The following is a 24,795-nucleotide window of genomic DNA, read 5'->3' on the forward strand; positions in this document are numbered from 1 at the left end:
GCTTTTGGTGTCAGATTGTGTATTACCTGGTAGACATACTGCTAGATATACAGTCCTTTAACTCAAAATACTGCCAGAGTGCATCTACATAGTCAAGCTCTATGAATAACTCTTACGAGAATTCGTTCCTTTCTAAATCAATTTTCACTACTCAGAACATTGTCTTAGCTAATATTGGCTGGGCCGTACTGGCACTGCTATACTTTTTGTTGTTTAGTGCCAAAGTTCCCGGAGCCGATGGCATAGAAAGCCGAGCCGAGTGGTATGTGATTGGCACAAATATTTTTGAAGCTTTAGCTTATTTGGGTGCCAGTATCTTATGCTTGAGGAACTGGCTAAGTCCACAAATCGTCAGTGGGCGAAATGTTTGGCTCTTAATTGGGTTAGGTATGCTTTCCTATTTCGTTGGAGGGATAATTTTCGGATATACCGAAATAGTTTTAAAAGATGAACCAGATGTGTCTATAGGCGATATATTTTTTGTACTGACTTATCTATTACTTGGCGCAGGCATGATTTTAGCTGTGGCTTCCAGGCGAATCAATCTGGAAAAATGGCAGTGGCTAATTGTGTTAGCAATTGCAGTGTTCGGTAGTTTGTTGGCATGGTGGATTTCTATGCAGCAGGAAACACCCTCAGAACTGCTAGTCGCTATTTTGAATTGGTTTTACGTAGTTAGCGATGTGGTTTTGTTAATTATTGCTACCACTCTGCTACTAGCCTTTTGGGGGGGAAGAGTTTCCCAGTCTTGGCGAATGATTGCAGCCGCGGCCTTTTCGCTCTACATTGCAGATATGTGGTTTAAATACGCCCAAGGCCCCAATTATCAAAGTGGAGAAATATTAGAAGTGTTTTGGGTGTTTAGTGGAGTGTTATTTGGCATGGGCGCTGTCTTAGAATATGACGCATCACTAAGACGAACACGGCGTACCAGCGGACGGAAACGAGCTTAGTAAAGATTTTTGGTATCTACCGTGAGAAAATTAACAGACTCTGACAAGCAAGAAATTCTGAAGTTATATCGAGAGACTGCCGAAACAACCTCAACTTTGGCAGAACGCTATGGTGTGAGTAACTCGACAATTAGTCGCTTGCTCAAAAGCACTTTGCCTGAAGATGAGTATGAATACTTAGTCTCTTTAAAGCGGGCTGCGAGAACTCCTGAAGGTAGGGCGCAGGTAAGCTACGAGCAGTTACCACTGCTGACTCAACCGGAGCCAGAGATAGAAGCTCCACCCATCGAAAGCCAACCTTTGGAAGTGCCGAAAGTTGAGCCACTAGCACGTAAGATAATTCGTGTAGAGCAGGAACTTTACTCAGAGGAAACGGCTGAGTCAATCGCTGCTAGTAGACGAGTGCGGCGACGCCCCTCGGCGACGGAGAAACCCAAACTCCGAGTCACTGAGAAATTAGAAACTCCAGAGCCAAAGCCGCCGGAAATAGTCAGCATTCCCATCCCACCGCTAAAGAACGAACATCCAGGAGCGGCTGTCATCGCGCACATGCTGGGCGATGATTTGCTCGATGAATCAGAGGATTTGGATGATTTAGAAGATGATGATTTAGAAGATGATGACTTTGAGGAGGAAGACTTTGATGATGATGACCTGGATGAGGAAAGACCTTTAGTTACAAAAAGAAAACCAGGTGAAGCATCAGTTGAAGTTTTACCACTGTCGATAGCCAATTTGCCCAAAACTTGCTATTTGGTAATTGACCGTTCCTCAGAATTAATTACGCGACCTTTGAAGGACTTTGGTGATTTGGGACAAATTCCCAGCCTGGAAACTCAGCAAAGAACTCTGCCGGTGTTTGATAATCATCGTGTAGCCAAGCGCTTTTCTACCAAGCGCGATCGCGTGATTAAAGTTCCTGATAGTAAAATGCTCCATAAGGCTCGGACTCATTTGCAAGCTAAGGGCATCACACGACTACTGATTGATGGTCAGGTGTATTCCTTGTCTGCGACGGTTTAGAGGTCATGGAGACACCCGCTGGCTATGGTGTGGTATTGGTGACAGCTGGCAACATACAGGAGGCAGAAGCAATTGCAAATGCCCTTGTGGAAGCTAAACTCGCTGCTTGTGTGAGTCTGTTACCAATCCACTCAATTTACACCTGGCAAGGAGAACTGCATAAAGAGCAAGAATGGCAATTAGTGATTAAAACTGATTTGGCGCAATTTCCTGCAATGGAGGCCAAAATCAAGGAACTGCACTCTTATGAGGTTCCAGAAATTATTGCTTTACCAATTGTTGCCAGTTCTCAAGCCTACTTGCAGTGGGTTTCTCAGCAAGTTAAAAGTAAAGAGTGAAGAGTTAGGATTTTCATAACTCCTCACTCTTTGTATAATTTAAAATTACAAACTAATAGTCTGTCCCATTAAATTTGAGACATAAGAGAACGAACCGCGAAGTACACATAGACACGAAGTGGCTTCCCGAAGGGTAGAGCACGAAGTTAAGAGATAAAGAAGAGAAATTTAAAAACTGATTAACCATGTCATTAATTTTGACGAGTAGATAAATTCTTCAATTTCTCTTCTTTCCTTCTTCCTTTGCGCTCTTTGCGTCCTTCGCGGTTCGTTCCTTTACCCTTCAATACTTCGCTTGACAGACTACTAACTGTAAACAGCCCTTGCAAAACGCTCCGCTAAGTAAATAATGTCTTGTCTACGAGCAATTTGGTTCATCCATTGTTTGGGAATATTTTCCACGCCATAGTAAATTCCTGCCAACCCACCAGTGACGGCGGCTGTAGTGTCTGTGTCTCCGCCTAAGTTGACAGCTTTCAGCACTGCCTCAGAATAACCCTCTTTTGTCACTTTCAGAAAATAATAATCGAAGCAACATTCTGAAACTTTTATGTAGCCCAGCTTTGAGCTTTTATTTTCTAACAGTAACTCAAATTTGTAGCCAAAACCTGGAGATGTAAGCCCTGAAAGGCTTTCAGCGATTGGGTTCTACCAAAGTGACAAAAGAGGGATAAGACGAGCTATTTAACAAACACCACAGGGATGACTCTAAGGTATCAATCACATAGCCACCAGAATTAATCTCTTCAACTGGTAACTTGGCAATCTCACCACTAAAAATTCTGCCAAAATGCGGCTTTTCTAACAAAAATTCTCGGACAGAATAAATTGTTTGGATATCTTGCAATCCTTGTAGATAAGCTGTTTGGGGGTCAGCCCCTTCCAAGAGCGCCACTGCAATACTAATATAAATTCCACAGGACATTTGAGAACGGAGATGAGCATGGGTAATGGAAGAAACTTGATGTACCCGTGCAATCAATTCATCCAGAGTTAAACTTTTGTGACAATAAGCCATCGGCAAGATTCTCATCAACGAACCATTGCATTACTATTTTCACTAGTACCACCTGCTTTCAGGGGTGGAGTTCCTTGTTTCCAGTTCACAATTGCTAAAAATGTGGTGTTACCGATATCAAATACTTCGCCTTGAGCAGTCCAGTAACTTTCGTGATACCAGCGCCAGAAGGAATTAGCAATCGCATCCAGTGAAAATCCCTCACAAAGACATTCTGCCAAACAAAAAGTCAGCGAGCTGTCATCTGACCACGTACCAGCAGGAACATCCCAAGTTCCATAACCCAGCATCGATGTGACTGGAGATTTTACTCGTTCAGCGCGACTGGTGAACTCCACTGGCACACCCAACGCATCACCAATACATAAACCCATCAAACCAGACAACGTTTTTGCAGCGGTTAGCATTGTTCAACCAGCATGAAACTTTTCTACAACTGATTTTACTTGCGAAAAGCCACCGATCAAACGCTTGGGATGATAATTTCTAATTCCAAACTAGCTGTAAACAGCCCTTGCAAAACGCTCTGCCAAGTAAATAATGTCTTGTCTACGAGCAATTTGGTTCATCCATTGTTTGGGAATATTTTCCACGCCGTAGTAAATTCCCGCTAACCCACCAGTAACGGCGGCGGTAGTATCTGTATCTCCGCCTAAGTTGACAGCTTTCAGCACCGCCTCAGAATAAGACGAGCTATTTAATAAACACCATAAGGATGATTCTAAGGTATCAATCACATAGCCACCAGAATTAATCTCTTCTACTGGTATCTTGGCAATCTCACCACTGAAAACTCTGCCAAAATGCGGCTTTTCTAACAAAAATTCTCGGACAGAATAAATTGTTTGGATATCTTGCAATCCTTGTAAATAAGCTGTTTGAAGGTCAGCCCCTTCCAAGAGCGCCACTGCAATACTAATATAAATGCCGCAGGCCATTTGCGATCGCGCATGAGCATGAGTAATCGCCGAAACATCATGCACCCGCGCCAGCAATTCGCCTAAAGTTAAGTTTCTGTGACAATAAGCCATCGGCAAGATTCTCATCAAAGAACCATTGCCATTACTATTTTCAACCTTACCACCCGCCTGATGGGGAACAACTCCCTGTTTCAGGCGCATAATTGCTGTGTGGGTAGTTTGACCAATATCAAAGACATCACCACGAGGAGTCCAGTAAGCCTCCTTGTACCAACGCCAGAAGGAATTAGCTATAGCCTCCAACGAATACCCTCTACAAAGGCATTCAGCCAAGCAAAAGCTTAAGGAACTATCATCTGACCAAGTTCCTGGGGGTTGATTCCATGTGCCATAACCCAACATCGTTGTCACTGGAGATTTTACTCGTTCAGCGCGGCTAGTAAACTCTACTGGCACACCCAACGCATCACCGACACATAAACCCATCAAACCAGACAACGTTTTTGCAGCGGTTAGCATTATTCAATCTCCACAATAATTGCTCAAAATTAACTTTATAGATTCCCTCTATAGCTTGTTGCAACAGATGCTACGGCCTACTTTTTCATGAGTTGTGAAAAGCTCGGCAAAAATTATTAATCGGGTATTTTATTTACCATATCCCGATTAAGTTTTAGTTCCAATTATTGTGACAGTTTTAAAAGCGTCTATCAGGGGAACAAAGAGCCAGAAGGAAAAGACATTGAAATGTAATTATAACAGCTTCAATGGGTAATTGTCCTGTAAACGTCATGCATTAATAACAACAGAGATTGAATAAAAATTGGGAATAATTTGGAACATTATCAATTTATTTTCGACCTGGAATATACAAGTAAAAAATACAAAATTTGGTCCAAATTATGAAACGCTTACTCAAGTCTTTCGTGACAATTTCTACATTGTCTTCCTTAATAGTTGCTCCTTTTGTTCTATCAGCTGGTCAAGCTTCTGCTGAAATCAAAAAGGGTACTGATGCTAGTTATGTTGGTGCTGGTGTTGCAGCTGGCGTTACCAGTGGCGGACAAGGCATTAATGATGATGCCACTTTTGGTGGTAATGTCACAGGGCGTGTGAAATTAGGAACTACGCCGTTTTCTGCACGCGGTAATGTTCTTTGGAGTGATAAAACAAGTGCCATCATCCCAGAACTTTCTGTAGATTTGCCTATCGCTAATAGAACTAACGCCTATTTAACTGGTGGTTATTCTTTTGTAGAGAAAGATGGCTCACCAACTCCTATAGGTAACAGAGATTCGGTAGTGGTAGGTGCTGGCGTTGAATCGGAAGTTGCTAACAATTTCCTCGTCTACACTAATGCCAAAGTAGGACTTGGTGCTTACCAAAATAGTGATGCTTCTGCTGTTAGCATCAATGGTGGTATTGGTTATCGCTTCAAATAAAAGATTATTGAGTCCTCAGTCAGTTTATACTTTACTTAGTACTCAGGACTCAGCACTAAAAACTCACTACTCCCAAAAGCTGGTTTTGCTAAGTATTACATCACTGACAAAGCCAGCTTTTGCCGTGGTAAAATTAAAACATTCCTCATTATTCCGGCCGGATTACCGGGGATCAAGTAGCCGAAGGGTGCTGATTCGGCGTCTACGTAATGCTTTATTGAGAATACTATACAAGTCTAATGGTTAAATCTGCTCCTTCCCCAATCGCTAGCCGTAAGCCTTCCAAAGTAGAAGGAATCAAGGAAAATAGTAATTTTTTGCGTGAACCTGTAGCAACTGAGATCCTTCAAGACACTACCCATTTTACTGAAAATGCGGTGCAGCTTTTGAAATTTCATGGTTCTTACCAACAGGATAACCGCGATAACCGCACCAAGGGACAGGAAAAAGATTACCAGTTTATGCTGCGGACAAAAAATCCGGGTGGTTTAGTACCGCCACAGCTGTATCTGGCTTTAGATAAAATAGCTGATGAGTATGGCAACCACACGTTACGAGCAACTACCCGTCAAGGTTTCCAACTGCACGGTATTTTAAAGAAGAATTTGAAAGCAGCGATCGCTACAATTGTCAACAATCTGGGTTCGACTTTGGGAGCTTGCGGTGACATCAACCGCAACGTGATGGCACCACCAGCCCCTTTTAAGAATCGCCCAGAGTATCAGTATGCTTGGGAGTATGCCCAGAATATTGCTGATTTGTTGTCAGCACAAACGGGTGCTTATTACGAAATTTGGCTAGATGGGGAAAAGGCAATTAGTGCTGAAGAAGACCCAGAGGTGAAGGCGGCGCGACAACGCAACGGGAATGGCACAATTATCCATGACAACGAAGAACCTATTTATGGCACGCATTACATGCCCCGCAAGTTCAAAATTTGCGTGACAGTGCCAGGGGATAATTCGGTGGATTTGTATTCCCAAGACCTGACTTTGGTAGTAATTACCAATAAAAAGAAGCAATTAGAAGGATTTAATATTTTTGCTGGTGGTGGCTTAGGCAGAACCCACGGTAAAGAAGAAACTTTCGCTAGGTTAGCAGACCCCATCGGTTATGTGGCTAAGGATGATGTCTACGACATTGTAAAAGCGATTGTTGCTACTCAGAGAGATTATGGCGATCGCACCGATCGTCGTCATGCCAGATTAAAATATCTAATCAACGATTGGGGTTTAGATAAATTCCGCACTCAAGTTGAAGAATATTTCGGTAAATCAATCGAAGCCTTCAAACCACTGCCAGAGTTTAAATATTACGACTTCCTCGGCTGGAATGAACAAGGTGATGGCAAGCTATTCTTAGGAATTTCTATTGACAATGGTCGAGTCAAGGATGAAGGTTCGTTTCAACTGAAAACCGCTTTGCGGGAAATTGTTGAACAGTTCAACTTACACATCCGTCTGACAGCCAACCACAACCTGATTTTTTACGATATCGAACCAGATAGCAAAGAAGCTATTCAAGACATTCTCAGCCGTCACGGTGTCGGAGACGACCCTAGTAAAATCGAACCTTTAGTGCGGTATGCAATGGCTTGTCCGGCTTTACCCACTTGTGGCTTGGCAATCACGGAATCAGAACGCGCAATACCGGGTATTTTGGAGCGGATTCGCGCTCTGTTGAATAAACTAGGTTTACAAAAAGAACATTTTGTGGTAAGGATGACAGGATGCCCCAATGGCTGCGCTCGTCCTTACTTGGCAGAATTGGCTTTTGTCGGTAGCGCTCCAGAATCTTACCAGCTATGGTTAGGGGGTTCGCCAAATCAGACTCGACTGGCACAACCTTACATAGAAAAGCTGCACCATAATGACTTGGAAAGCTTCTTAGAGCCGATTTTTGTTTACTTTAAGAAATCTCGGAAATCAAAGGAAAGCTTTGGTGATTTTTGCGATCGCGTTGGTTTTGATGCCATCCGCGAATTTGCTGCTAGCTACGAACCGCAAACAGCTAATGGTGCAAACAAATCGCGCCATCGGGTGAATTTGAAAGAAGAGGTTTATAGCAAATTAAAGGAAGTAGCAGAAAGTCAAGGTAAGCCGATGACTCAGTTGGTGAGTGAAGCGCTAGAGGCTTACTTCCAGAATCTTTCGTAAGTCAAATAAATAACTGAACCATGAATGGACACAGATGGACTTATCTGTGTCCATCTTTGATTTGATATTCTTGAAATTCCCAAATCCCATGTCTCAACTGCAAAGAATTGCGATCGCACCCTCCCAACTCCAACAAGGACAAATTTTTCTCACCAAAGAACAACAGCATTATTTGGGGCGTGTGTTGCGTTTGCATGAAGGCGATCGCTTTATTGCAATGGATGGTAAGGGAAAATGGTGGTTAGCGCAGCTAGCAGGGGAACAAGCACAGGTTTTAGAACCGCTGTTAGTAGAAACAGAATTACCTATATCAATTACGCTGATGGTGGCGTTACCCAAAGGTAATGGATTTGATGAAGTGGTGCGGTGTTGTACAGAGTTGGGAGTAGCTTGTATTGCACCAGTATTGAGCGATCGCACTTTGCTTCATCCTAGTCCTCAAAAGCTTGAACGCTGGCGGCGCATCGCTGCGGAAGCCGCTGAACAGTCAGAGCGCTCATTCGTGCCGACAATTTTTGAACCTGTTGCTTTTAATACTGCCGTCACCGCGAATCAGACAAGTCACCGTTACATTTGTGAGGCTCGTGGAGAATATCCCCATTTAAGCAAGGTGCTGAGTAGCATTTCTGAGGAGATTGTCATTGCTACTGGGCCAGAAGGGGGATGGACAACAGAAGAACTTGAGAATGCGAAGTCAGCCGGATTTCAACCCGTTTCCCTTGGTCGCCGCATCCTGAGAGCAGTTACAGCCCCAGTAGTAGCATTATCCTTGATTACCGCATGTTGTGAAGTATAAATGATTTATAGCTCACGCAAAATTACTTTTGCGCGAGACATCACTCCAGCGTGTAATTTAAAGTAAGTGATGATTGAGCAAGTTGCGATCGCCTTTGAGCATAAAGACTATCAAACAGCAGCTAAATTACTCAAACAGCTGCAAAAAGAATCACCCGAAAATCCTTGGGTACAATATTATCTCGGTCGGCTCCATGAAGTATCTGAAAAGCACCAAGATGCAGAAAAAATTTATCGGCAACTGCTACGAGATACAAGGAACGCCAAAATAGTAACGCTCGCACGCCAAGGTTTGCGACGGCTACAAGAAATTGAACTAGAAGAAAGACAAAGAGCTATTTCCCAAGCAAAATCTGAACCAAATAACACCGAACTTGGCGTACTAGTTTTAGAGCCACTCAGTACCGAGATGAAAACAGAAGCATCTCGAAAATTTGCTCAGATTATGCAGCTAGATCCCTACACTGCCCGGCTGGTACTCCCAAGTCGTGGCTGGAGATTGTATCGCACTGGCCAAGTAGGAGAACTAAAATTTTATGGGAAACAGCTACAGCAGGCTGGTATTCCTTGCTTTTGGGCAACAATAGCGCAAATTCAGCAAATTCAAGTTTATCAAGTCAAACATTTCCAAGCATCTACCCCACAAGTTACTGTTGTTTGCCGAAACGAGGTAAATCAACTCGGTTCTCTGACTTTTGACTGGTCAGAAGTCACAGCAAGAGTAGTGGGACTTTTGCCCATTTTTGAACAAGTTGTAGATGTTAATGCCCGCCGTAAACTGGAATGGAAAACTCAAACACAAGACTATGCTCAGTTTTGTGATTTACACATACCTGGTAGACGTTCCATTCTCCGACTTTATGATAACGGCTATGAATTTCAGAAAGGTTTAGAAATCATTCCTCAAGCTAGCCAAAATACAATCAGAATTAATTGGAATAGTTTATCAAGTTGGATTGACCAGCAACTACCTCAAGTCAAAATCTGGTCAGATTTCACGTCTTTTGCAGATACAACATTAGATCAAACAGAAATGTTGAGTCATATCAAGTCTCATATCGATCTGTTTCGTAGGGAACAGACTAATTGGGATTCAGCTTTTCATTTGTATAGTGGACTGGTGTTTGTTAAATAATTCGTAATTAAGTTACTTGTTACCTACTTTAAGAAGTAAGTTCACAAATAAAATAGGAGTTTTCTATGAATACAGTAAGTCCTAAAAACCTACATTTAGGGGGTTTGTATGTTCAATCACCTCAAGGAGAACAACTAGTTTTTCCACTCAAGCATACAGAAGTTATCGCAAAAATTGTCGGTAATTTATCACGAGTTGAGGTCATCCAAAGCTTTGAAAATCCCTTCACACAGTCTTTAGAAGCAGTCTATATCTTTCCGTTACCCGATGAGGCGGCGGTGGATGACATGGAAATTAAAATAGGCGATCGCATCATCAAAGGTAATATTAAAAAACGTGAAGAAGCTGTAGCCATCTACGAAAAGGCAAAACAAGAAGGACGCACCGCCGGACTTCTAGAACAGGAACGAGACAACATTTTCACGCAATCTCTGGCTAACATCAAACCTGGCGAACAAATTGATGTCACAATTCGTTACACCGAAAGTTTAAAATTTGAGGCGGGAAACTACGAATTTGTTTTTCCGATGGTGGTGGGGCCAAGATATATTCCGGGAACGCCGATAGATGGTAGCGGTGATACAGACCAAGTTCCTGATGCTTCTCGCATTACACCGCCTGTAGTCTTAGAAGGAACGCGATCGCGTCACAATATTAATGTCACAGTCGAAATTGATGCGGGTTTGCCAATTTCCGAAGTGCGTTCTCCTTCCCATCAATTAAAAATTGAACACTCAGGTCAAATTGTGCGGATTCAATTAGCTGGAGAAGATACAATTCCCAACAAAGATTTAATTCTCCGCTATCAAGTTTCTGGTAAAGAAACTCAATCCACAGTATTAAGCCAAACCGACGATCGCGGCGGACATTTTGCAATATATCTGATTCCAGCTTTGGAATATTCCACTGATGAGATTGTGCCTAAAGATGTCGTATTTTTGGTGGATACTTCCGGTTCACAATCTGGCGATCCGTTGCAAAAGTGTCAGGAATTGATGCGGCGATTTATCAATGGTTTGAATCCCAACGATACTTTCACAATTATCGATTTTTCCGATAGAGTCAGACAGTTATCGCCAACACCTCTGCCGAATACATTAGAAAATCGTACCAAAGCGATCGCTTACATTAACAATTTACAAGCTGATGGCAGCACAGAAATGCTCAGTGGCATTCGTACAGCCATAAATTTCCCCACACCAGTCGGAAGATTACGCAGCGTTGTACTCTTAACTGATGGCTATATCGGCAACGAAAATGAGATTTTAGCAGAAGTACAACAGCACCTCCAACCAGCAAATCGCCTTTATAGTTTCGGTGCTGGTAGTTCAGTTAACCGTTTTTTATTGAATCGCATCGCCGAAATTGGCCGGGGAATATCTAGAATTATTCGTCATGATGAACCCACGGAAGAGGTTGCCGAAAAGTTTTACAGGCAAATTAACAATCCTGTACTCACAAATATTCAAATTTATTGGCAAGGTGACACAGAATCGCCTGTGATTTACCCAGCCATAGCGCCTGATTTATTTTGCGAACAACCATTAGTTTTATTTGGTCGCAAACAGGATAGAGTTAGCGGAAATCTGCAAATTTCCGGCATTGCTGCGGGCGATAAGCACTATGAAAAAACGTTTAACCTCAAATTTGAGGAAACAGGAAATCTTGCTGTAGCGCAGTTATGGGGACGTGCTTGCATCAAAGATTTGATGAATCAAATGGTGAGTTTTGAAACTAAAGCTGATGTGGAAGCGGTTACAGAAACAGCCTTAACTTATCAACTGCTTTCTCAATACACCGCTTTTGTGGCTGTCAGCGATGACGTGCGAGTTGAACCAGGAAACGAATATCTGTCTATGCAGGTGCCAGTGGAAATGCCTGAAGCAGTTAGTTACCAAGGAGTGTTTGGCAATGCTCCGGCTGGTGGTTTTGCACGTAAAACATCACTCTCAATGCCATCAGCGCCAGCTTTAGAAGAAGCTCCAGATTTTCTCCGGCAAAAGCGATCGCCACAATCTCCTGTAGCCAAAGAAGTCGAGACATCTTTGAGCTTTGATTTAGAGGAGATGGCACAATATGAAATATTAGACGCAGCCATCAACCATCAGTTAGAGGTCATCAGCGTCACTGGCTTGGATAATACAGAAATTGCTGATCTAACCAGACACCTTCAGCAATTAAACTTTCCTTCCGGCTTCAGTGGTGAAATCGTCTTTGAGTTCACCGTCAAGAAAGGTCGGGTAGAACGAATAGTTTTGGATGAGGAAACCTCGACCCTAAAAGATCCAGTTGTAGTGGAGAAAATTAAGCGATCGCTCTTACTTTGGAGAGTTCCCCCATCTACAACTGGCAAAGTTATCTTAACCTTGCATCTTCACGCTTAATCTATAGAGACCGTAAATTTACGGTCTCTATGAATTATTTAGGTGTTTTAATCTGACGTGCCATATCTAGATAAGCACTCATATTCGCCCCTGGACGACGACGACCATTAGAGCTAGTAGTCGAAGGAGCAAGATATTTTGGTGCAAAGGTTGTTTCAGTTGGCTCTTCTTTGAGTACTTTCGCTGCCGCCGCCTTTGCTTTTTTGCCTGGTTCAATTTTAAGACCTTCAGCAGTCTGGACTAATTGAACGTCAGCTGGTTTGGGATTTTTAGCTGATTTTTCTTTAGCCTTAGTCTTAGTAGCAGCGGTTTTTGTTCCATTTAACGAATCTGGCTTGGATGAAGTTGGTGCTTCTGATGTAATTGTCTCTGCTACTTTCTTAGCATTCGATGCAACTGTCGATGTAACTGTATCTGCTACTTTCTTCGCGCTCGATGCTACCTCTTTAGCAGCATCTTTGGCAGCATCTTTGGCTTCGTCCAATTCTAAGAAGTAGCCGTTGCTTTTCTTCTTCCCCGGTAACAGTCCGGTAATGAAGCCCAGAATACCGCCAAGAAAACCCTGAATACCCGAAATTAACTTTTTGATAAAATCCATGAAAATTACTCCTGCCTTTTACCTTTTATATTTTGAACTCGACCGTAATTGTTAAAAATTACGACAAAATGTTACATTATCTACTTGGCGTCACCCCATCCTGGTGACAACCCTTATAGGCTTGTGCTTAATTAACATTGTAGTAAAACCACAGGGCAAAATGTTCTATTGCAAGCATTTGCAACCTGCATACACCGAGAACTAATTATTAAATTTTACTGTAGCTAAGAGCAAGATTCTGAAAGCAAGCTTTACAAGAATTAACATTTCTTTGTTTGGTAAATACCCAATTGAAGTTAAACAAGCAGTTTACTCTCAACCAGTGGGAAGAGTGTCATAGCCGAATCGCAGATGGCAAGACAAATTAGTTAAATTTTATACAAATTTTCATACAAAGTATATTTCAAAGCATTTCAGTTTTGTTTGCCACAATATTTTTAAAAGAAAGAATCTGAAAAGCAATAACTTCAGTTTGTAGAGCAGTATGCACCTACAAAAGTGAAATACACCCCCTAATTCAGTTAGATTTTGTAAATGAACATTGAAATTCAACAACGCAATCCCGTTTTGTTAATACACGGCATTGACGATACAGAGGCAGTTTTCCATAAAATGAGGGCATACTTCATACAACGGGGTTGGTCTGTATATAGCCTGAATCTGATTCCTAATAATGGTGTAGTGGGTCTTGATGAATTGGCAAAACAGGTAGCCGATTATGTTACAGCAACCTTTGCACCAGAACAACGCCTAGATTTAGTAGGCTTCAGTATGGGAGGAATTGTCAGCCGTTACTATGTTCAGCGATTAGGAGGAATTAACCGCGTGCAGCGGTTTATTACCATCTCTTCGCCCCATTATGGAACTGTGGTTGCTTATGGTTCCCAGCGTCCTGGTTGCCTACAAATGCGCCCCGACAGCATTTTTCTCAAGGATTTAAATTCTGATGCTGTAATGTTGGGGCAGCTAGATTTTACGTCTATCTGGACACCTTATGATTTAATGATTGTCCCAGCAAATAGTTCACAAATGCCCGTAGGAAGCCAAGTAATAGTACCAGTTACTCTACATCCTTGGATGCTGACAGATCCCAGGAGTTTAGCGGTAGTCACAGCAGCTTTAGCAAAGCCTATTAAGCTACCCTTGCTGAATAAAAAATCCAGTCAGTAACCAGGATGCTTGTTAGGCTTGCATTACTTGATTTTTAATTTTTAATTTTTAATTTTTTAAGTCCTATCGCCAATTTGCGTATATTCGTAACTCCCAAAAATCGCCTCTGGGTGACGATAATACTTGAACTCCATGAGATTATAAAAGGGATCTTCTAAAAAGAAAGTGCGATGCTCAAGAGGAGAACCGACAAAGCGATTTTTGGTTTCTTCACGAAAAAGTAGCTGTTGTTGTTGTGCCCTTTGTAGTAAGTCTTGCCAGTCACGTTCTTGAGTAAAAATTAGCCCAAAGTGTCTGGGATAGATAGTTTGTTGCGGTGTCAAAGGTTCTTTGGTGACATGAGCCACTAATTGATGACCGTAGAGATTGAGAATCAGGGCATGGTGGTTTTCACGACCAGGAATACAGCCCAAGCCATCTACATAATATGCTTTTGTTTGGGCAATGTCAGTTACAGGGAAAGCTAGATGGAATAAAGTTTGGCTCATAGCTTGTGTGCAAATACTAGTAGTTGATGCTATCTACAATTTATGCTATTAAGTTTTGATTGTGGTTAACTTGAACACAGTTTTTACTGACATTAACTTATATTCTTTATCCTTATGACTAAGATTGGGGATTGAGTAATACTTCAGCCACTATAATCTGCGGTGACGGAGAAGAGTCTACCTAACTCAAAAGAAGTTTTGCATTTTGTTTAATCCACGTTCTTTAGTCAATATTTCAGTCTTTATCTAAGACATCATTGATGGTTTGCCACTCAGCTTTCAGAGCAATGCCTACGGAATTTAGTTAATAATACAAACATATTACTTTACTTAGAGAGGTTTCAAAAATAAAGCACTAAGCATCACAAATTCGTTATTCTGTTGATATTCAGACAAAATTACTCATGATTAATTGCTGATGTCATCCTCAATTTCCTCAATTTATTCTGTAAATCCCTGGTTAGTAGCAGTAGTATTAAACACAATTTTATTGGGTGTAGCTTGGATTGCTCCGAAAAAGCTACTTACCCCTGCTGGATTATTCCACGCCTGGTTCCTGGCCATCTTAATTTGGGTAACTCTAGGCTGGCAAGGATATGCAGTAGTAATGTTCTATTTTTTGGTTGGTTCTGGCGTTACCCGCATCGGTATGGCGCAGAAGGAGGCAGAGGGAATTGCCGAAAAGCGTTCTGGGGCAAGAGGCCCAGAAAATGTTTGGGGTTCGGCTTTAACTGGGGCATTGTGTGCTTTAGGAGTAGGAATAATAAATTCGGGATTCCTCGTACCTAATCCCCAGTCGCTAATCCCCAATCCCCAGTCCCTACTATTACTAGCTTATGTAGCGAGTTTCAGTACCAAGCTAGCTGATACCACTGCCAGCGAAGTCGGTAAGGCTTATGGCAAAAGCACCTTTTTGATTACCACACTCCAACCAGTGCCTCGCGGTACAGAAGGAGCGGTAAGCTTGGAGGGAACTTTAGCCGGGATTGTGGCTTCTGTAGCGATCGCACTTGTGGGTTGGGGAGTTGGTTTAATCGATCTATTGGGAGTCGCTTGGTGTGTACTGGCAGCATTTATTGCCACCAACCTAGAAAGTGTGATTGGCGCAACACTGCAATCTAAGTATACCTGGTTGACCAATGAAGTAGTAAATATTTTTAATACATTAATCGGTGCGATCGCATCTGTGCTACTTGCTTGGACATGGATAACTTTCAGTAACTAGACTTACGAGAATAAATAATTACAATTACTCGTTTAAGTGGGGCATTTAGGCCGTTACCAGTTCCAGATTCCCCACTCAGCACTCTTGAAAGGCATTGGTAAAAAATAACTATTTGCCTTACTACTGCGCCACCACTAATATTTTCAATCCTGATTTTGTCCCCACTAGACTGTAAAAATGATCGTGGCAAATTATTTTATTTACTAGCTATATAATTTTTTGACCATTTAGATGTAATTAGTTCATTGAATCTTTATCGTATTTATCCATGAATGACCAGATGATTTCTATATGATTTAATTTAAAAGTCCTATAAGTGTTTAACCATTTTCACATAATTAGTTCATGGAATCTTTATCATTTTTGACAATTAATGACCAAATAATTTCTATAGAGCAAGCAGTAAAGTACCTGCAAGCCTCTGGAAAATTGGGACAGTTCATTGGGGATATTCTCCGGCAGTACGTAATTGAGGAAGAAATCAGAACACGAGACGATATTGAAATTGGCACCGCAATAACTGAACAGTCAATAATTGACTTTAGGCTGAAAAATCAACTCACTGACCCCCAAAGTTTTCAAGAATGGTTAAAGACAAATAACACAGATTACGCTACTTTTCACACATCGGTTGCTTTTGGTTACAAATTAGAAAAGCTGAAAGCCGTAGTGACACAAACAAAACTCTCAGAATATTTTATTGAGCGCAAGATTTTCTTGGATCGGGTAGTACTTTCCCGGATTGTTGTTGATAATCGAGAATTGGCAGACGAACTCCAAACCCAAATAGAAGAAGGAGGTAGTTTTGAGCAACTAGCTAAAGAGTATTCCCTTTCAGATGACCGAATTGTGAATGGCATGATGGGAATCGTCAGCCGAGGTAGTATGCCGGATATATTACGGGCAGCTATTGATGTGGCCAGTCCTGGACAATTGATAGGTCCAATAGAAATCGTTGGCAAAGACTCTCCCCAAGGAGAAGGGCCTTATGGTTTGTTTCGAGTAGAACAATTTCTACCAGCGTCTTTAGAAGATACTCAACTACAGCAAGCACTACAAAATGAGTTGTTTGAAAAATGGCTAGCAGAGAAAATTCAAAAACTGACAGTCAAGTTACAAGTGAGTTAAAAATTCTGGATAATGAATCTTTACGATTAAAAGTGCTAGCTTCTTTGCCTTGGAATCAGCCACCGCTATCCTGGCTGACTCCCGAACAACAATCCCGATTGGAAAATGAGTGCCAAACCCGCCAGTATCGTCTTGGAGAAAAAATCTGGTCAAACGATGTCGGTGGCTATCAATTTTTAATTGTGGCTGGGAAAGTCCGCTTGCGAGAAGAGGGCGTTGGCAAACCTTTAGCCGCACTAGATGCAGGGGATTGGTTTGGCGATTTCCAAAAGCTATCTGCGGATGTTAAAGCTGTAGCTGCTAGTAAAGAAGTGGTAGTAGTTTGTTGGGAAACTGCGCTGTGGGCAGAATTTTCTCACCCACAAATTCAGGAATTTTGGCAAGCGTTACCAGTAGAGATGGAAGGACAAAGGGAGACATTTTCCTTTTCTAGTACTTCTTCAGTAACTTCAGCCTCAGACGGGACTTCCAGCCCCCACAGCCTCCAACCCCAAAAAGGACTCCCAGCCGCCAATTTAATCGCTGCAATTTATCCGTTTGTTGCCAGTTGGAACACCGCTGCTGCGTGTTTAACAATGGTGGCGCAACAATTAGAAAATTCTGTGCAACTGGAATGGGTGCAGCGTCAACTCAGAGGACAACGCCCAAAACAGGTTGTGGAAGCAGCAGAAAAGTTAGGGTTAGTGTTGCGGCGGTTACAAGTGAGTTGGAGTGAGTTGCGACAGTTGTCATTTCCAGCTTTATTGCTGTGGAATTCTGACTCACCCCAGAGTCCATCCTGGGTGGTGGCTTATGGAGTTAAAGGCGATCGCTTAATTATCGCTAACCCTCTAAATCCCGAACGGACTTGTGAAAGCTTGCCGCAATCTGTAGTTGAGGTGTCTTGGGATGGACAATTGTGGCAAGTAGAACTCATATCCCAGCAAGAAAAATTTAACCTCAGTTGGTTTACCCCAGCAGTTTGGAAGTATAAAGGATTGCTCACAGAAGTATTGTTAGCATCTTTTACCTTGCAGCTTTTGGGGTTAACAACACCGCTAATTACCCAAGTCGTCATTGATAAAGTGATGGTGCAGGGGAGTTTGCCGACTCTCGATGTGATGGCGCTGGCACTTTTATGCGTAGCCATATTTGAATCCATACTGGGTATTCTGCGCCTATTCATCTTTACCCATACAGCTCGTCGTCTGGATTTGAGTTTATCAGCACAGCTATTTCGCCATCTGACGCGTCTGCCTTTGGCTTATTTTGAGTCGCGCCGCGTCGGAGACACAGTAGCAAGAGTCCAGGAACTCGAACAAATTCGTCAGTTTCTCACAGGTACAGCATTAACTGTAATTCTAGATAGCATCTTTGCTGTGGTCTACCTGGCATTGATGTTTTACTATAACGTCCCACTCACCTTTGTAGCCTTAGCAGTACTGCCACTATTTGCCACATTAACGATAGTTGCAACACCAATTCTGCGTAACTGGCTTAACGAAACTTTTAACCGGAGTGCCGATAGTCAATCGTTTCTAGTAGAGACAATCACCGGAATTCACTCCGTTAAAGCCCACGCAGCCGAACCAGTAGCCCGCGATCGCTGGGAAGGGTTATTTGCCCGCTTCATTCGCACAGGTTTTAAAGCTTCAACCACCTCGAATATCAGCAGCAACATTGGTGATTTTCTTACCAATTTGTCCACCATGCTGATTCTCTGGTTTGGTGCCAAGTTAGTTATCGAACAAAAGCTCACAATTGGACAGCTTGTTGCATTTCAAATGCTGTCTGGTAGAGTCACAGGCCCGCTTTTGCGCTTAGTACAGTTGTGGCAAAACCTTCAACAAGTGCTACTTTCTGTAGATCGCATTGGTGATATTCTTAACGTCTCCCCAGAAGCTGAACTGGGAACTGGCTTAGTTTTGCCACCCCTGAAAGGACAAATCACCTTCGAGCAAGTATTTTTCCGCTACCGTCCCAACTTTGAAGCAATTCTGCGGGGAATCTCTTTCAGTGCCGAACCAGGGCAGTTTGTTGGCATTGTCGGACGTAGCGGTTCTGGGAAAAGTACCCTATCTAAGCTATTGCAACGCCTCTATCAAATTGAATCAGGACGCATCCTGATTGATGGTTTTGATATAAAAAGTGCCGATTTAGCCTCACTACGGCAACAAGTTAGTGTAGTTCTCCAAGAAGACTTTTTATTTAACGGTTCTATTTTGGAAAATATCACTCTCGGTAGTCCCGACATTACCGCAGAGCAAGTTGTAGAGGCGGCAAGATTAGCCGTGGCTCACGACTTCATTAGTCAATTACCCTACGGTTACGAAACCAATGTTGGTGAACGCGGTACAGCTTTATCTGGTGGACAGAGACAACGCATTGCTCTGGCAAGGCTATTTCTTTCCCAAGCGCCGATTTTAGTTTTGGATGAAGCTACTAGTGCCTTGGATAGTGAAACTGAACAACAAGTGCTGCAAAACCTGCAAAAAATTTCCGCTAACCGTACCGTGTTCCTGATTGCTCACCGCTTTGCTCCCCTCAAACGTGCTGACTTGATTTTGGTATTGGAGCAAGGTGTGATTGCTGAACGTGGTACTCACTCACAATTGTTGCAACAAAAGGGTTTGTATTGGTCACTATATCAACGGCAGCAAGCAAACATTTAATAGATTTAACTAATTCAAAGCTTGTGGTTACATAAAAATCGACGTTTGCAAAGGGGCTTAAGGATAGCCTTTGGCGAATGGAGTATAACTCCGTTCGCCATTTTAATTTGGCTGATTTCAATAATTACCATTGCTCCAGTCTAAGTAATATAAATATTTTTATAGCTAGCGATCGCAGTAGTTCTAAGAGTAATAAAAGGAGTCATAACGTCCTAGTATAATTTATGCATTAGCATCAATTAATACACCTTAAATATTTAATATTTACTTGATAAAGTTACTCTTAATAAAAACCGTAATTATCATAATGTTTTTTGGTAATAAAATTAGCATTTTGTTATTAGATTCCATAGTAATTATTGAGAATGAAGTTTGATTCATCCATTGAAATCTTCTTATTATAAAGGTTTCAAGGCTTCAAACTGTCAAAAAACAGTTGCTATCTTTGAGAAAAAATTTATGCACATTAATGATGTTAATAACAATATATTGTCAAAGAAACAGCTAAATGCCACTTCAATCTCCTCATTAGATAGCTTTAATACAAAAGATAACTACAGCCTCAACTTCAGCAGACGTAGTAGCTATAACTCAGCCGATGCTGATGTGAAGTTGCTAAATAACGATGAATCTGAAAATAGCAATAACGCTACTACTAAGACTTTTAGCACTCAAAATTATAACTCCACAAATGGCTATGGCTTGATTAATGGAGCAGCAGCAGTGGCTAGAGCTATTGGTCAGAATACCTTTGCTGATGTTCCCGATCTTGGTGGCAATAATTGGGGAGCAGACCTGGTTAAAGCACCAGAAGTTTGGGCACATGGATACACAGGTAAAGGCGTTGTTGTAGCTGTTGTGGATACTGGAGTTGACTATAACCACGAAGATTTAACAAATAATATCTGGACGAATACCAAGGAAATTGCGGGTAATGGTATAGATGATGATGGAAATGGCTATATTGATGATAATTACGGCTGGAACTTCGCCGATCAAAACAACAACACCCTAGATGACAACGGTCATGGTACTCATGTTTCCGGCACGATCGCAGGAGAAAATAATAACTACGGTGTCACTGGTATTGCCTACGATGCCAAGATTATGCCTGTCAAAGCTTTAGATAGCTCTGGTTCTGGTTCCTATAGTTCCATATCTAAAGGTATTCGCTACGCTGTAGATAATGGAGCTAATGTGATTAACCTCAGTTTAGGAGGCGCATCTTCTAATCGCACTTTAGAGTCAGCCATTAACTATGCCAGCAGTAAAGGAGTAATTGTAGTCATGGCAGCAGGTAATGATGGTGACTCTTCACCAGACTATCCCGCCCGCTATGCATCCAAGTCGGGAATTGCTGTTGGGGCAGTAGATAAAAATAATAATTTGGCCGACTTCTCTAACCGCTCTGGAACGAATCAAATCGCTTACGTCACAGCTCCAGGAGTCAAGGTTTATTCATCAGTTCCGAATAATCAGTATGCAACTTATAGCGGCACATCTATGGCTGCTCCCCACGTTGCTGGTATCGTTGCCCTGATGCTTAGTGCTAACTCCAACCTGACTGATGCCCAAGTACGTCAGATTGTCACAGAAACCGCAGGAAATAGTACACAAACTACAAGCTCTAGTTTGAAGATTTCTAATGTCAGTTCTCTAGCGAGTCAAGTAATTGCAGAAACCGCAGGAAATAACACACAAACTACAAGCTCTAGTTTTAAAATTTCTAATGTCAGTTCTCTAGCGAGTCAAGTGATTGCAGAAACCGTAGGAAATAACACACAAACTACAAGCTCTAGTTTTAATAATTCCAATTTTGGTTCTCTAATCGGTCAGGCAATTACAGAAACCACAGGATATCTAACACCAGAAAATATTGCTAGTTGGAATAATTCTGATTTTAGCCCTGTGAGTGGTCAGGCAATTACAGAAACCACAAGATATCTAACACCAGAAAATATTGCTAGTTGGAATGATTCTGATTTTAACCCTGTGATTGGTCAAGCAATTACAGAAACCACAAAATATCTGATCTCAGCCGAAAGTAATAACATATTAACAAATCCAGAATTATGGTAGCAATTTAAAAACTATGAGAAGATTCTGGGCAACATCAATATGAATAGCAATCAGGATGAGAATAACCTTGATTTTGGCAAACTACTAGAGGAAATGCAAAAACTAAATAGATCAATATAGAAAATTCTTGGCTATGGCTTGAAAATTATAGCGATTAGCAGTTTAGTTCAATATTGCTCGGTTAAGAAAATCAACCAACCTGCTATCTGTCGTGAATAAATGTAGGGGTTTAACAATGCTAAACCCTTACTTGTGGCTAATCTAACAGACTTTCCTACCTAACAGAAAATGCCTCATTGAACCGCCGTGTTACAGGCTCAGTGATGAATGTCAAAATTGACTTTTTCCGAGTGACAATTTCACCTGTAGCAGCCATGCCTGGTGTAAATTCTACTTCTTGACCTCGAACATTCACTGCGTGTCTATTTAGCTTAATTCTCGTCGGAAAAACTAAACCCAATTCTTTATCCGCAATTGCATTTGGACTGACTTGCATAACTTCGCCATCCACAATGCCAAATTCTTGGAAGGGAAAAGTCGCCATTTTCACTTTTGCCTTCATTCCCTGACGAATAAACCCAATATCGCGGTTAAGAACTTTTACCTCTAGAAGCATTTCTTCCCCTTCCGGCAAAATTGACAGCAATTCTTCACCCGATTGAACTGGTCCCTTAGTGGCTTTGACTTTATAAATTGTACCGGCTACGGGAGCCTCAATCGTTTCTAAAGCTTGTTGCTTCCTCGCCTGCTCTAATTGACCTTGAACAGTTGTCAATTCTTCTTTACGCTTATTAAACTGCGTCAAAATTTCGCTTTGGCGTTCTGATGCTACACGCTGGGCCTGACTGCGTGCAGCATTGTAAGCTTGTTCTGCTTGGCGAATTTCCTGGACTTGAGCAGCAATATCTTTTTCTAATGATGTGACTTTATCTTGAGCTTCTGTGATTCTATTCTGGGCGTTGATGACTTCATCTTGCGCTCTGGTGATTTCTGTCTTTGCACGAGTTAATCTTTCTTGGGCATCCAGATAATCGACACGAGGCACAGCGCCAGGAGTAATTAGAGTACGTAGGCTTTTTTCCCTTTCTTGAGCCAGGGCTAAATTACTTTCAATTTTAATTCGGATGCTATCTGCATTGACAAGGTTGGTTTGAGCATTCCCAAAGCTACTTTTAGCATTAACTAAGTTATCTTGCAATCGACTCAAGCGGACTTTGGCTTGATCTATGAGTGCTATTTGGCGATTTGCTTCTGCTTCCGCCGCTGCTTGACGAGCTTGGAAGTCTTGCAGGCGGGAGCTTAAAAGTTCATCTTGCACTTTCGTCCCAGCAGTTTTGCCTCCAATACGTTCTGCATCCAAACGCTGTAAATCGTCTTGAATCAATCTAGTAGATTTGGCTAGGCGGGAAACATCGGTTATTTGCAAGTCTGGATCTTTTTGAATCAGAACTTGACCTTTAGTAACGCGATCGCCTTCTTGAACTTTGACGGCGACAATTGACCCTCCACCCAAGGATGTCACCGGTCTTACCTGTGCGGAGGCAATTAATTCCCCTGGTGCTGTTGCTACTTCATCGATTTGCGAGAAGTACGCCCAGGCGATCGTCCCAAATACGATGGCGCTCATCGTTCCCGCTAATAATCTAGTGTACAGGGGCGGCAATTCCTGTACCGCCTTCCCCAACTCATAAGTAAGTTGTTCCTCCGGTTGGGCGAATCGCTCTTTGGTCTGACGTGCTTGAGCAGCATTTGCAGCTAGAGAAGATTTCATTTGTGTCCTTTATCCTTTGTCCTTTGTCATTAGTCATTTGTCCTTTGTTATTCACTAATGACAAATGACTAATGACTAATGACTGATGTTTAATTCAAACTGCTAAATAGCGCCGCAAAAAACTTTCTAATGTCTCCAATTGGAAGTTAAAAATCGCCTCTAAATTGGCAATTTCATCTTTTGTGCAGAAAAATTCATTTGCTAGCAATGTGCGATAAGTTCCCAAAGCTTTTTGGATTTTGGGATTAAATAAACCCAATGCACCCTGTAACCCATCAATGACAAATAGGGGTGAGTTAATTATTACTGGTTCTTTGGCGAAAATCCGACCAAAAATCCGGGGAATATCTTCTCGTAATAAAATCTCTGGTCCTCCGACGGGTAAAATCTGGTTACGAGCGCCTTCAACTGTCACAGAATCCACAACTATCTTTGCCAAATCATCAGTACTGACAATTGAGGTACGGTTTTTGCGATCGCCAACAAGCAGATACAATCCCGTTTCCCGAAATCTTTCTACCAGTGGCAGCAAGTTAGATGCTAATCCAGATGGGCGCAAAATAGTGTAATTTAAGCCACTAGCTGCCAAATATCGCTCTACTGCTCGTTTAGCTTTAAAAACAGGAGCATCTTCATAACCGCGATCGGCTCCCAGTACAGAAATGAAGACAAAATGCTCTACGCCATTGGCTTTTGCTTGGTCGATGAGTTCAATATTGGCACGGTAATCTAAAGATAGGGCATCGCTATCAGAACCGTGGGCGCTGATAATATACCGCACACCCTGACTAGCTTTCTGGATATCTTTTTCCTCTAGCAAGTCACCGATGAAGATTTCTGAACCTCGGTGTTCTAACTCGCTATAGCGCGAGGTAAGGCGGACAAATGCCCGCACAGATTGTTCTCGTTGTCGTAGGAGTCGCACAACTCTGCGACCAATTCCTCCCGTTGCTCCAGTTACCAGAAACATACAAATACCTAAATTGAATAGTTACAGCGTTTATAGTTGTCAAAATGCTCGATATATGATCAAAACCCATTGAGCAATACTTAAATAGAGATATGAGCATATTTTTATACTTTGTCACCATGCTCAAGATATTCTCACGCCAATAAGTCACACCTTATTTATTTTAATACTCTGAAAATGATCCTCCATATTTTTGTAGATGTCGGGGATAGAGTAATAGGAGGGTGCAACACGAAAAAGGGGGATGTCGGGGATGCAGAGGAGGCAAAACAATGAATAAAGAAGCAATTAAACAAAGATCATAAGAGTTTTGCGGTCGTGCAATCCAAGAAGCATTAGATGAAGATAGAGAAAAGTAATGTTAAAGGAATAGTTGTCATAACTGTAAGAATTACTGGTATAAGTCAGCAATCAAGCATATTGCTTTCTTAATATGCTTGATTACTTGCGGAAAACACCAAAATGAGAAAGCAAACTGGGGTTTGAGTAAGTCAAATGCCATTTTGCTTATTAAATTAGACTTTATATATTTTTTCGATAAATTAACTAGT

Annotated in this window: 18 protein-coding genes and 2 pseudogenes; 13 read left to right on the forward strand and 7 right to left on the reverse strand. The window is 41.9% G+C overall.

The features are described 5' to 3' along the window. Positions 1 to 101 precede the first annotated feature (101 nt). From HWQ43_RS09915 to cutA, 3 genes are read left to right on the forward strand one after another with little or no spacing between them, the layout of a single operon-like run. A complete protein-coding gene (locus HWQ43_RS09915; protein ID WP_292732524.1) occupies positions 102 to 953 on the forward strand; it encodes a hypothetical protein in 852 nt (283 codons plus the stop codon). A gap of 21 nt (positions 954 to 974) precedes the next feature. Further along, a complete protein-coding gene (locus HWQ43_RS09920; protein ID WP_292732526.1) occupies positions 975 to 1,976 on the forward strand; it encodes a transposase in 1,002 nt (333 codons plus the stop codon). Between the two features lie 5 nt (positions 1,977 to 1,981). Next, a complete protein-coding gene (cutA, locus tag HWQ43_RS09925; RefSeq protein ID WP_292732528.1) occupies positions 1,982 to 2,314 on the forward strand; it encodes a divalent-cation tolerance protein CutA in 333 nt (110 codons plus the stop codon). Between the two features lie 306 nt (positions 2,315 to 2,620). On the opposite strand, the pseudogene HWQ43_RS09930 reads toward cutA, so the two are convergent. The 3 genes and pseudogenes from HWQ43_RS09930 to HWQ43_RS09940 form a co-directional block, all read right to left on the reverse strand. Then, a pseudogene (locus tag HWQ43_RS09930) lies at positions 2,621 to 2,809 on the reverse strand (ADP-ribosylglycohydrolase family protein); the annotation flags it as partial. A gap of 175 nt (positions 2,810 to 2,984) precedes the next feature. Continuing rightward, positions 2,985 to 3,739, reverse strand: a pseudogene (locus HWQ43_RS09935) (ADP-ribosylglycohydrolase family protein); the annotation flags it as partial. 90 nt (positions 3,740 to 3,829) lie between these two features. Beyond that, a complete protein-coding gene (locus tag HWQ43_RS09940; RefSeq protein ID WP_292732530.1) occupies positions 3,830 to 4,771 on the reverse strand; it encodes an ADP-ribosylglycohydrolase family protein in 942 nt (313 codons plus the stop codon). A 383-nt stretch (positions 4,772 to 5,154) separates the two neighbouring features. On the opposite strand from HWQ43_RS09940, the gene HWQ43_RS09945 reads away from it, so the two are divergent. The 5 genes from HWQ43_RS09945 (at position 5,155) to HWQ43_RS09965 (ending at position 12,164) form a co-directional block, all read left to right on the forward strand. Continuing rightward, positions 5,155 to 5,694 carry a hypothetical protein gene (locus HWQ43_RS09945; protein ID WP_292732532.1) on the forward strand — a complete coding sequence of 180 codons (540 nt, stop codon included), beginning with the start codon at positions 5,155 to 5,157 and terminating at the stop codon, positions 5,692 to 5,694. Positions 5,695 to 5,933: 239 nt separating this feature from the next. Beyond that, positions 5,934 to 7,850, forward strand: a complete 1,917-nt coding sequence (gene sir, locus HWQ43_RS09950; protein ID WP_292732534.1) for a sulfite reductase, ferredoxin dependent — start codon at positions 5,934 to 5,936, stop codon at positions 7,848 to 7,850. Positions 7,851 to 7,938: 88 nt separating this feature from the next. Beyond that, complete coding sequence (locus tag HWQ43_RS09955; RefSeq protein ID WP_292732569.1) at positions 7,939 to 8,646, forward strand: 16S rRNA (uracil(1498)-N(3))-methyltransferase; 708 nt, start codon at positions 7,939 to 7,941, stop codon at positions 8,644 to 8,646. A 69-nt stretch (positions 8,647 to 8,715) separates the two neighbouring features. Continuing rightward, a complete protein-coding gene (locus HWQ43_RS09960; protein ID WP_292732536.1) occupies positions 8,716 to 9,780 on the forward strand; it encodes a tetratricopeptide repeat protein in 1,065 nt (354 codons plus the stop codon). Positions 9,781 to 9,845: 65 nt separating this feature from the next. Further along, entirely contained in the window at positions 9,846 to 12,164 is a 2,319-nt protein-coding gene (locus HWQ43_RS09965; protein ID WP_292732538.1) for a VIT domain-containing protein, read from the forward strand. A gap of 34 nt (positions 12,165 to 12,198) precedes the next feature. Here HWQ43_RS09965 and HWQ43_RS09970 read toward each other — a convergent pair whose 3' ends face one another. Beyond that, entirely contained in the window at positions 12,199 to 12,762 is a 564-nt protein-coding gene (locus HWQ43_RS09970; RefSeq protein ID WP_292732540.1) for a hypothetical protein, read from the reverse strand. Between the two features lie 534 nt (positions 12,763 to 13,296). Here HWQ43_RS09970 and HWQ43_RS09975 point away from each other — a divergent pair. Continuing rightward, positions 13,297 to 13,932, forward strand: coding sequence for a triacylglycerol lipase (locus HWQ43_RS09975; RefSeq protein WP_292732542.1), 636 nt, complete (start codon positions 13,297 to 13,299; stop codon positions 13,930 to 13,932). 56 nt (positions 13,933 to 13,988) lie between these two features. On the opposite strand, the gene HWQ43_RS09980 is transcribed toward HWQ43_RS09975, so the two are convergent. Beyond that, complete coding sequence (locus tag HWQ43_RS09980; RefSeq protein ID WP_292732544.1) at positions 13,989 to 14,420, reverse strand: VOC family protein; 432 nt, start codon at positions 14,418 to 14,420, stop codon at positions 13,989 to 13,991. A 418-nt stretch (positions 14,421 to 14,838) separates the two neighbouring features. Between HWQ43_RS09980 and HWQ43_RS09985 the strand changes: the two genes are divergently transcribed. The 4 genes from HWQ43_RS09985 to HWQ43_RS10000 all read left to right on the forward strand — a co-directional run bounded on the left by HWQ43_RS09985 (position 14,839) and on the right by HWQ43_RS10000 (position 21,503). Next, positions 14,839 to 15,645, forward strand: a complete 807-nt coding sequence (locus HWQ43_RS09985) for a TIGR00297 family protein (RefSeq protein WP_292732546.1) — start codon at positions 14,839 to 14,841, stop codon at positions 15,643 to 15,645. 345 nt (positions 15,646 to 15,990) lie between these two features. Then, complete coding sequence (locus tag HWQ43_RS09990; RefSeq protein ID WP_094348635.1) at positions 15,991 to 16,773, forward strand: peptidylprolyl isomerase; 783 nt, start codon at positions 15,991 to 15,993, stop codon at positions 16,771 to 16,773. Beyond that, positions 16,722 to 19,424, forward strand: a complete 2,703-nt coding sequence (locus HWQ43_RS09995) for a type I secretion system permease/ATPase (protein ID WP_292732549.1) — start codon at positions 16,722 to 16,724, stop codon at positions 19,422 to 19,424. Before HWQ43_RS09990 ends, HWQ43_RS09995 begins: the two co-directional genes overlap by 52 nt. 459 nt (positions 19,425 to 19,883) lie before the next feature. After that, a complete protein-coding gene (locus HWQ43_RS10000) occupies positions 19,884 to 21,503 on the forward strand; it encodes a S8 family peptidase (protein ID WP_292732551.1) in 1,620 nt (539 codons plus the stop codon). A gap of 274 nt (positions 21,504 to 21,777) precedes the next feature. Here HWQ43_RS10000 and HWQ43_RS10005 read toward each other — a convergent pair whose 3' ends face one another. Together HWQ43_RS10005 and HWQ43_RS10010 are read right to left on the reverse strand one after the other, a co-directional pair. Continuing rightward, the gene (locus HWQ43_RS10005; protein ID WP_292732553.1) at positions 21,778 to 23,274 is read right to left on the reverse strand and encodes an HlyD family efflux transporter periplasmic adaptor subunit; all 1,497 of its coding nucleotides are present in this window, start codon (positions 23,272 to 23,274) and stop codon (positions 21,778 to 21,780) included. Between the two features lie 94 nt (positions 23,275 to 23,368). Then, complete coding sequence (locus tag HWQ43_RS10010; RefSeq protein WP_292732555.1) at positions 23,369 to 24,244, reverse strand: SDR family oxidoreductase; 876 nt, start codon at positions 24,242 to 24,244, stop codon at positions 23,369 to 23,371. Positions 24,245 to 24,795 lie beyond the last annotated feature (551 nt).

The sequence above is a fragment of the Nostoc sp. JL31 genome (assembly GCF_017114965.1).
GTDB lineage: Bacteria > Cyanobacteriota > Cyanobacteriia > Cyanobacteriales > Nostocaceae > Nostoc > Nostoc punctiforme_A.

What these genes read in the sequence shown, in the direction of transcription:
- HWQ43_RS09915 (WP_292732524.1), top strand. Translation starts at nt 102, where the DNA reads ATGAATAACTCTTACGAGAATTCGTTCCTTTCTAAATCAATTTTCACT.
- cutA (WP_292732528.1), top strand. Translation starts at nt 1,982, where the DNA reads ATGGAGACACCCGCTGGCTATGGTGTGGTATTGGTGACAGCTGGCAAC.
- HWQ43_RS09940 (WP_292732530.1), bottom strand. Translation starts at nt 4,771, where the DNA reads ATGCTAACCGCTGCAAAAACGTTGTCTGGTTTGATGGGTTTATGTGTC.
- HWQ43_RS09945 (WP_292732532.1), top strand. Translation starts at nt 5,155, where the DNA reads ATGAAACGCTTACTCAAGTCTTTCGTGACAATTTCTACATTGTCTTCC.
- sir (WP_292732534.1), top strand. Translation starts at nt 5,934, where the DNA reads ATGGTTAAATCTGCTCCTTCCCCAATCGCTAGCCGTAAGCCTTCCAAA.
- HWQ43_RS09955 (WP_292732569.1), top strand. Translation starts at nt 7,939, where the DNA reads ATGTCTCAACTGCAAAGAATTGCGATCGCACCCTCCCAACTCCAACAA.
- HWQ43_RS09960 (WP_292732536.1), top strand. Translation starts at nt 8,716, where the DNA reads ATGATTGAGCAAGTTGCGATCGCCTTTGAGCATAAAGACTATCAAACA.
- HWQ43_RS09965 (WP_292732538.1), top strand. Translation starts at nt 9,846, where the DNA reads ATGAATACAGTAAGTCCTAAAAACCTACATTTAGGGGGTTTGTATGTT.
- HWQ43_RS09970 (WP_292732540.1), bottom strand. Translation starts at nt 12,762, where the DNA reads ATGGATTTTATCAAAAAGTTAATTTCGGGTATTCAGGGTTTTCTTGGC.
- HWQ43_RS09975 (WP_292732542.1), top strand. Translation starts at nt 13,297, where the DNA reads ATGAACATTGAAATTCAACAACGCAATCCCGTTTTGTTAATACACGGC.
- HWQ43_RS09980 (WP_292732544.1), bottom strand. Translation starts at nt 14,420, where the DNA reads ATGAGCCAAACTTTATTCCATCTAGCTTTCCCTGTAACTGACATTGCC.
- HWQ43_RS09985 (WP_292732546.1), top strand. Translation starts at nt 14,839, where the DNA reads ATGTCATCCTCAATTTCCTCAATTTATTCTGTAAATCCCTGGTTAGTA.
- HWQ43_RS09990 (WP_094348635.1), top strand. Translation starts at nt 15,991, where the DNA reads ATGGAATCTTTATCATTTTTGACAATTAATGACCAAATAATTTCTATA.
- HWQ43_RS09995 (WP_292732549.1), top strand. Translation starts at nt 16,722, where the DNA reads ATGGCTAGCAGAGAAAATTCAAAAACTGACAGTCAAGTTACAAGTGAG.
- HWQ43_RS10000 (WP_292732551.1), top strand. Translation starts at nt 19,884, where the DNA reads ATGCACATTAATGATGTTAATAACAATATATTGTCAAAGAAACAGCTA.
- HWQ43_RS10005 (WP_292732553.1), bottom strand. Translation starts at nt 23,274, where the DNA reads ATGAAATCTTCTCTAGCTGCAAATGCTGCTCAAGCACGTCAGACCAAA.
- HWQ43_RS10010 (WP_292732555.1), bottom strand. Translation starts at nt 24,244, where the DNA reads ATGTTTCTGGTAACTGGAGCAACGGGAGGAATTGGTCGCAGAGTTGTG.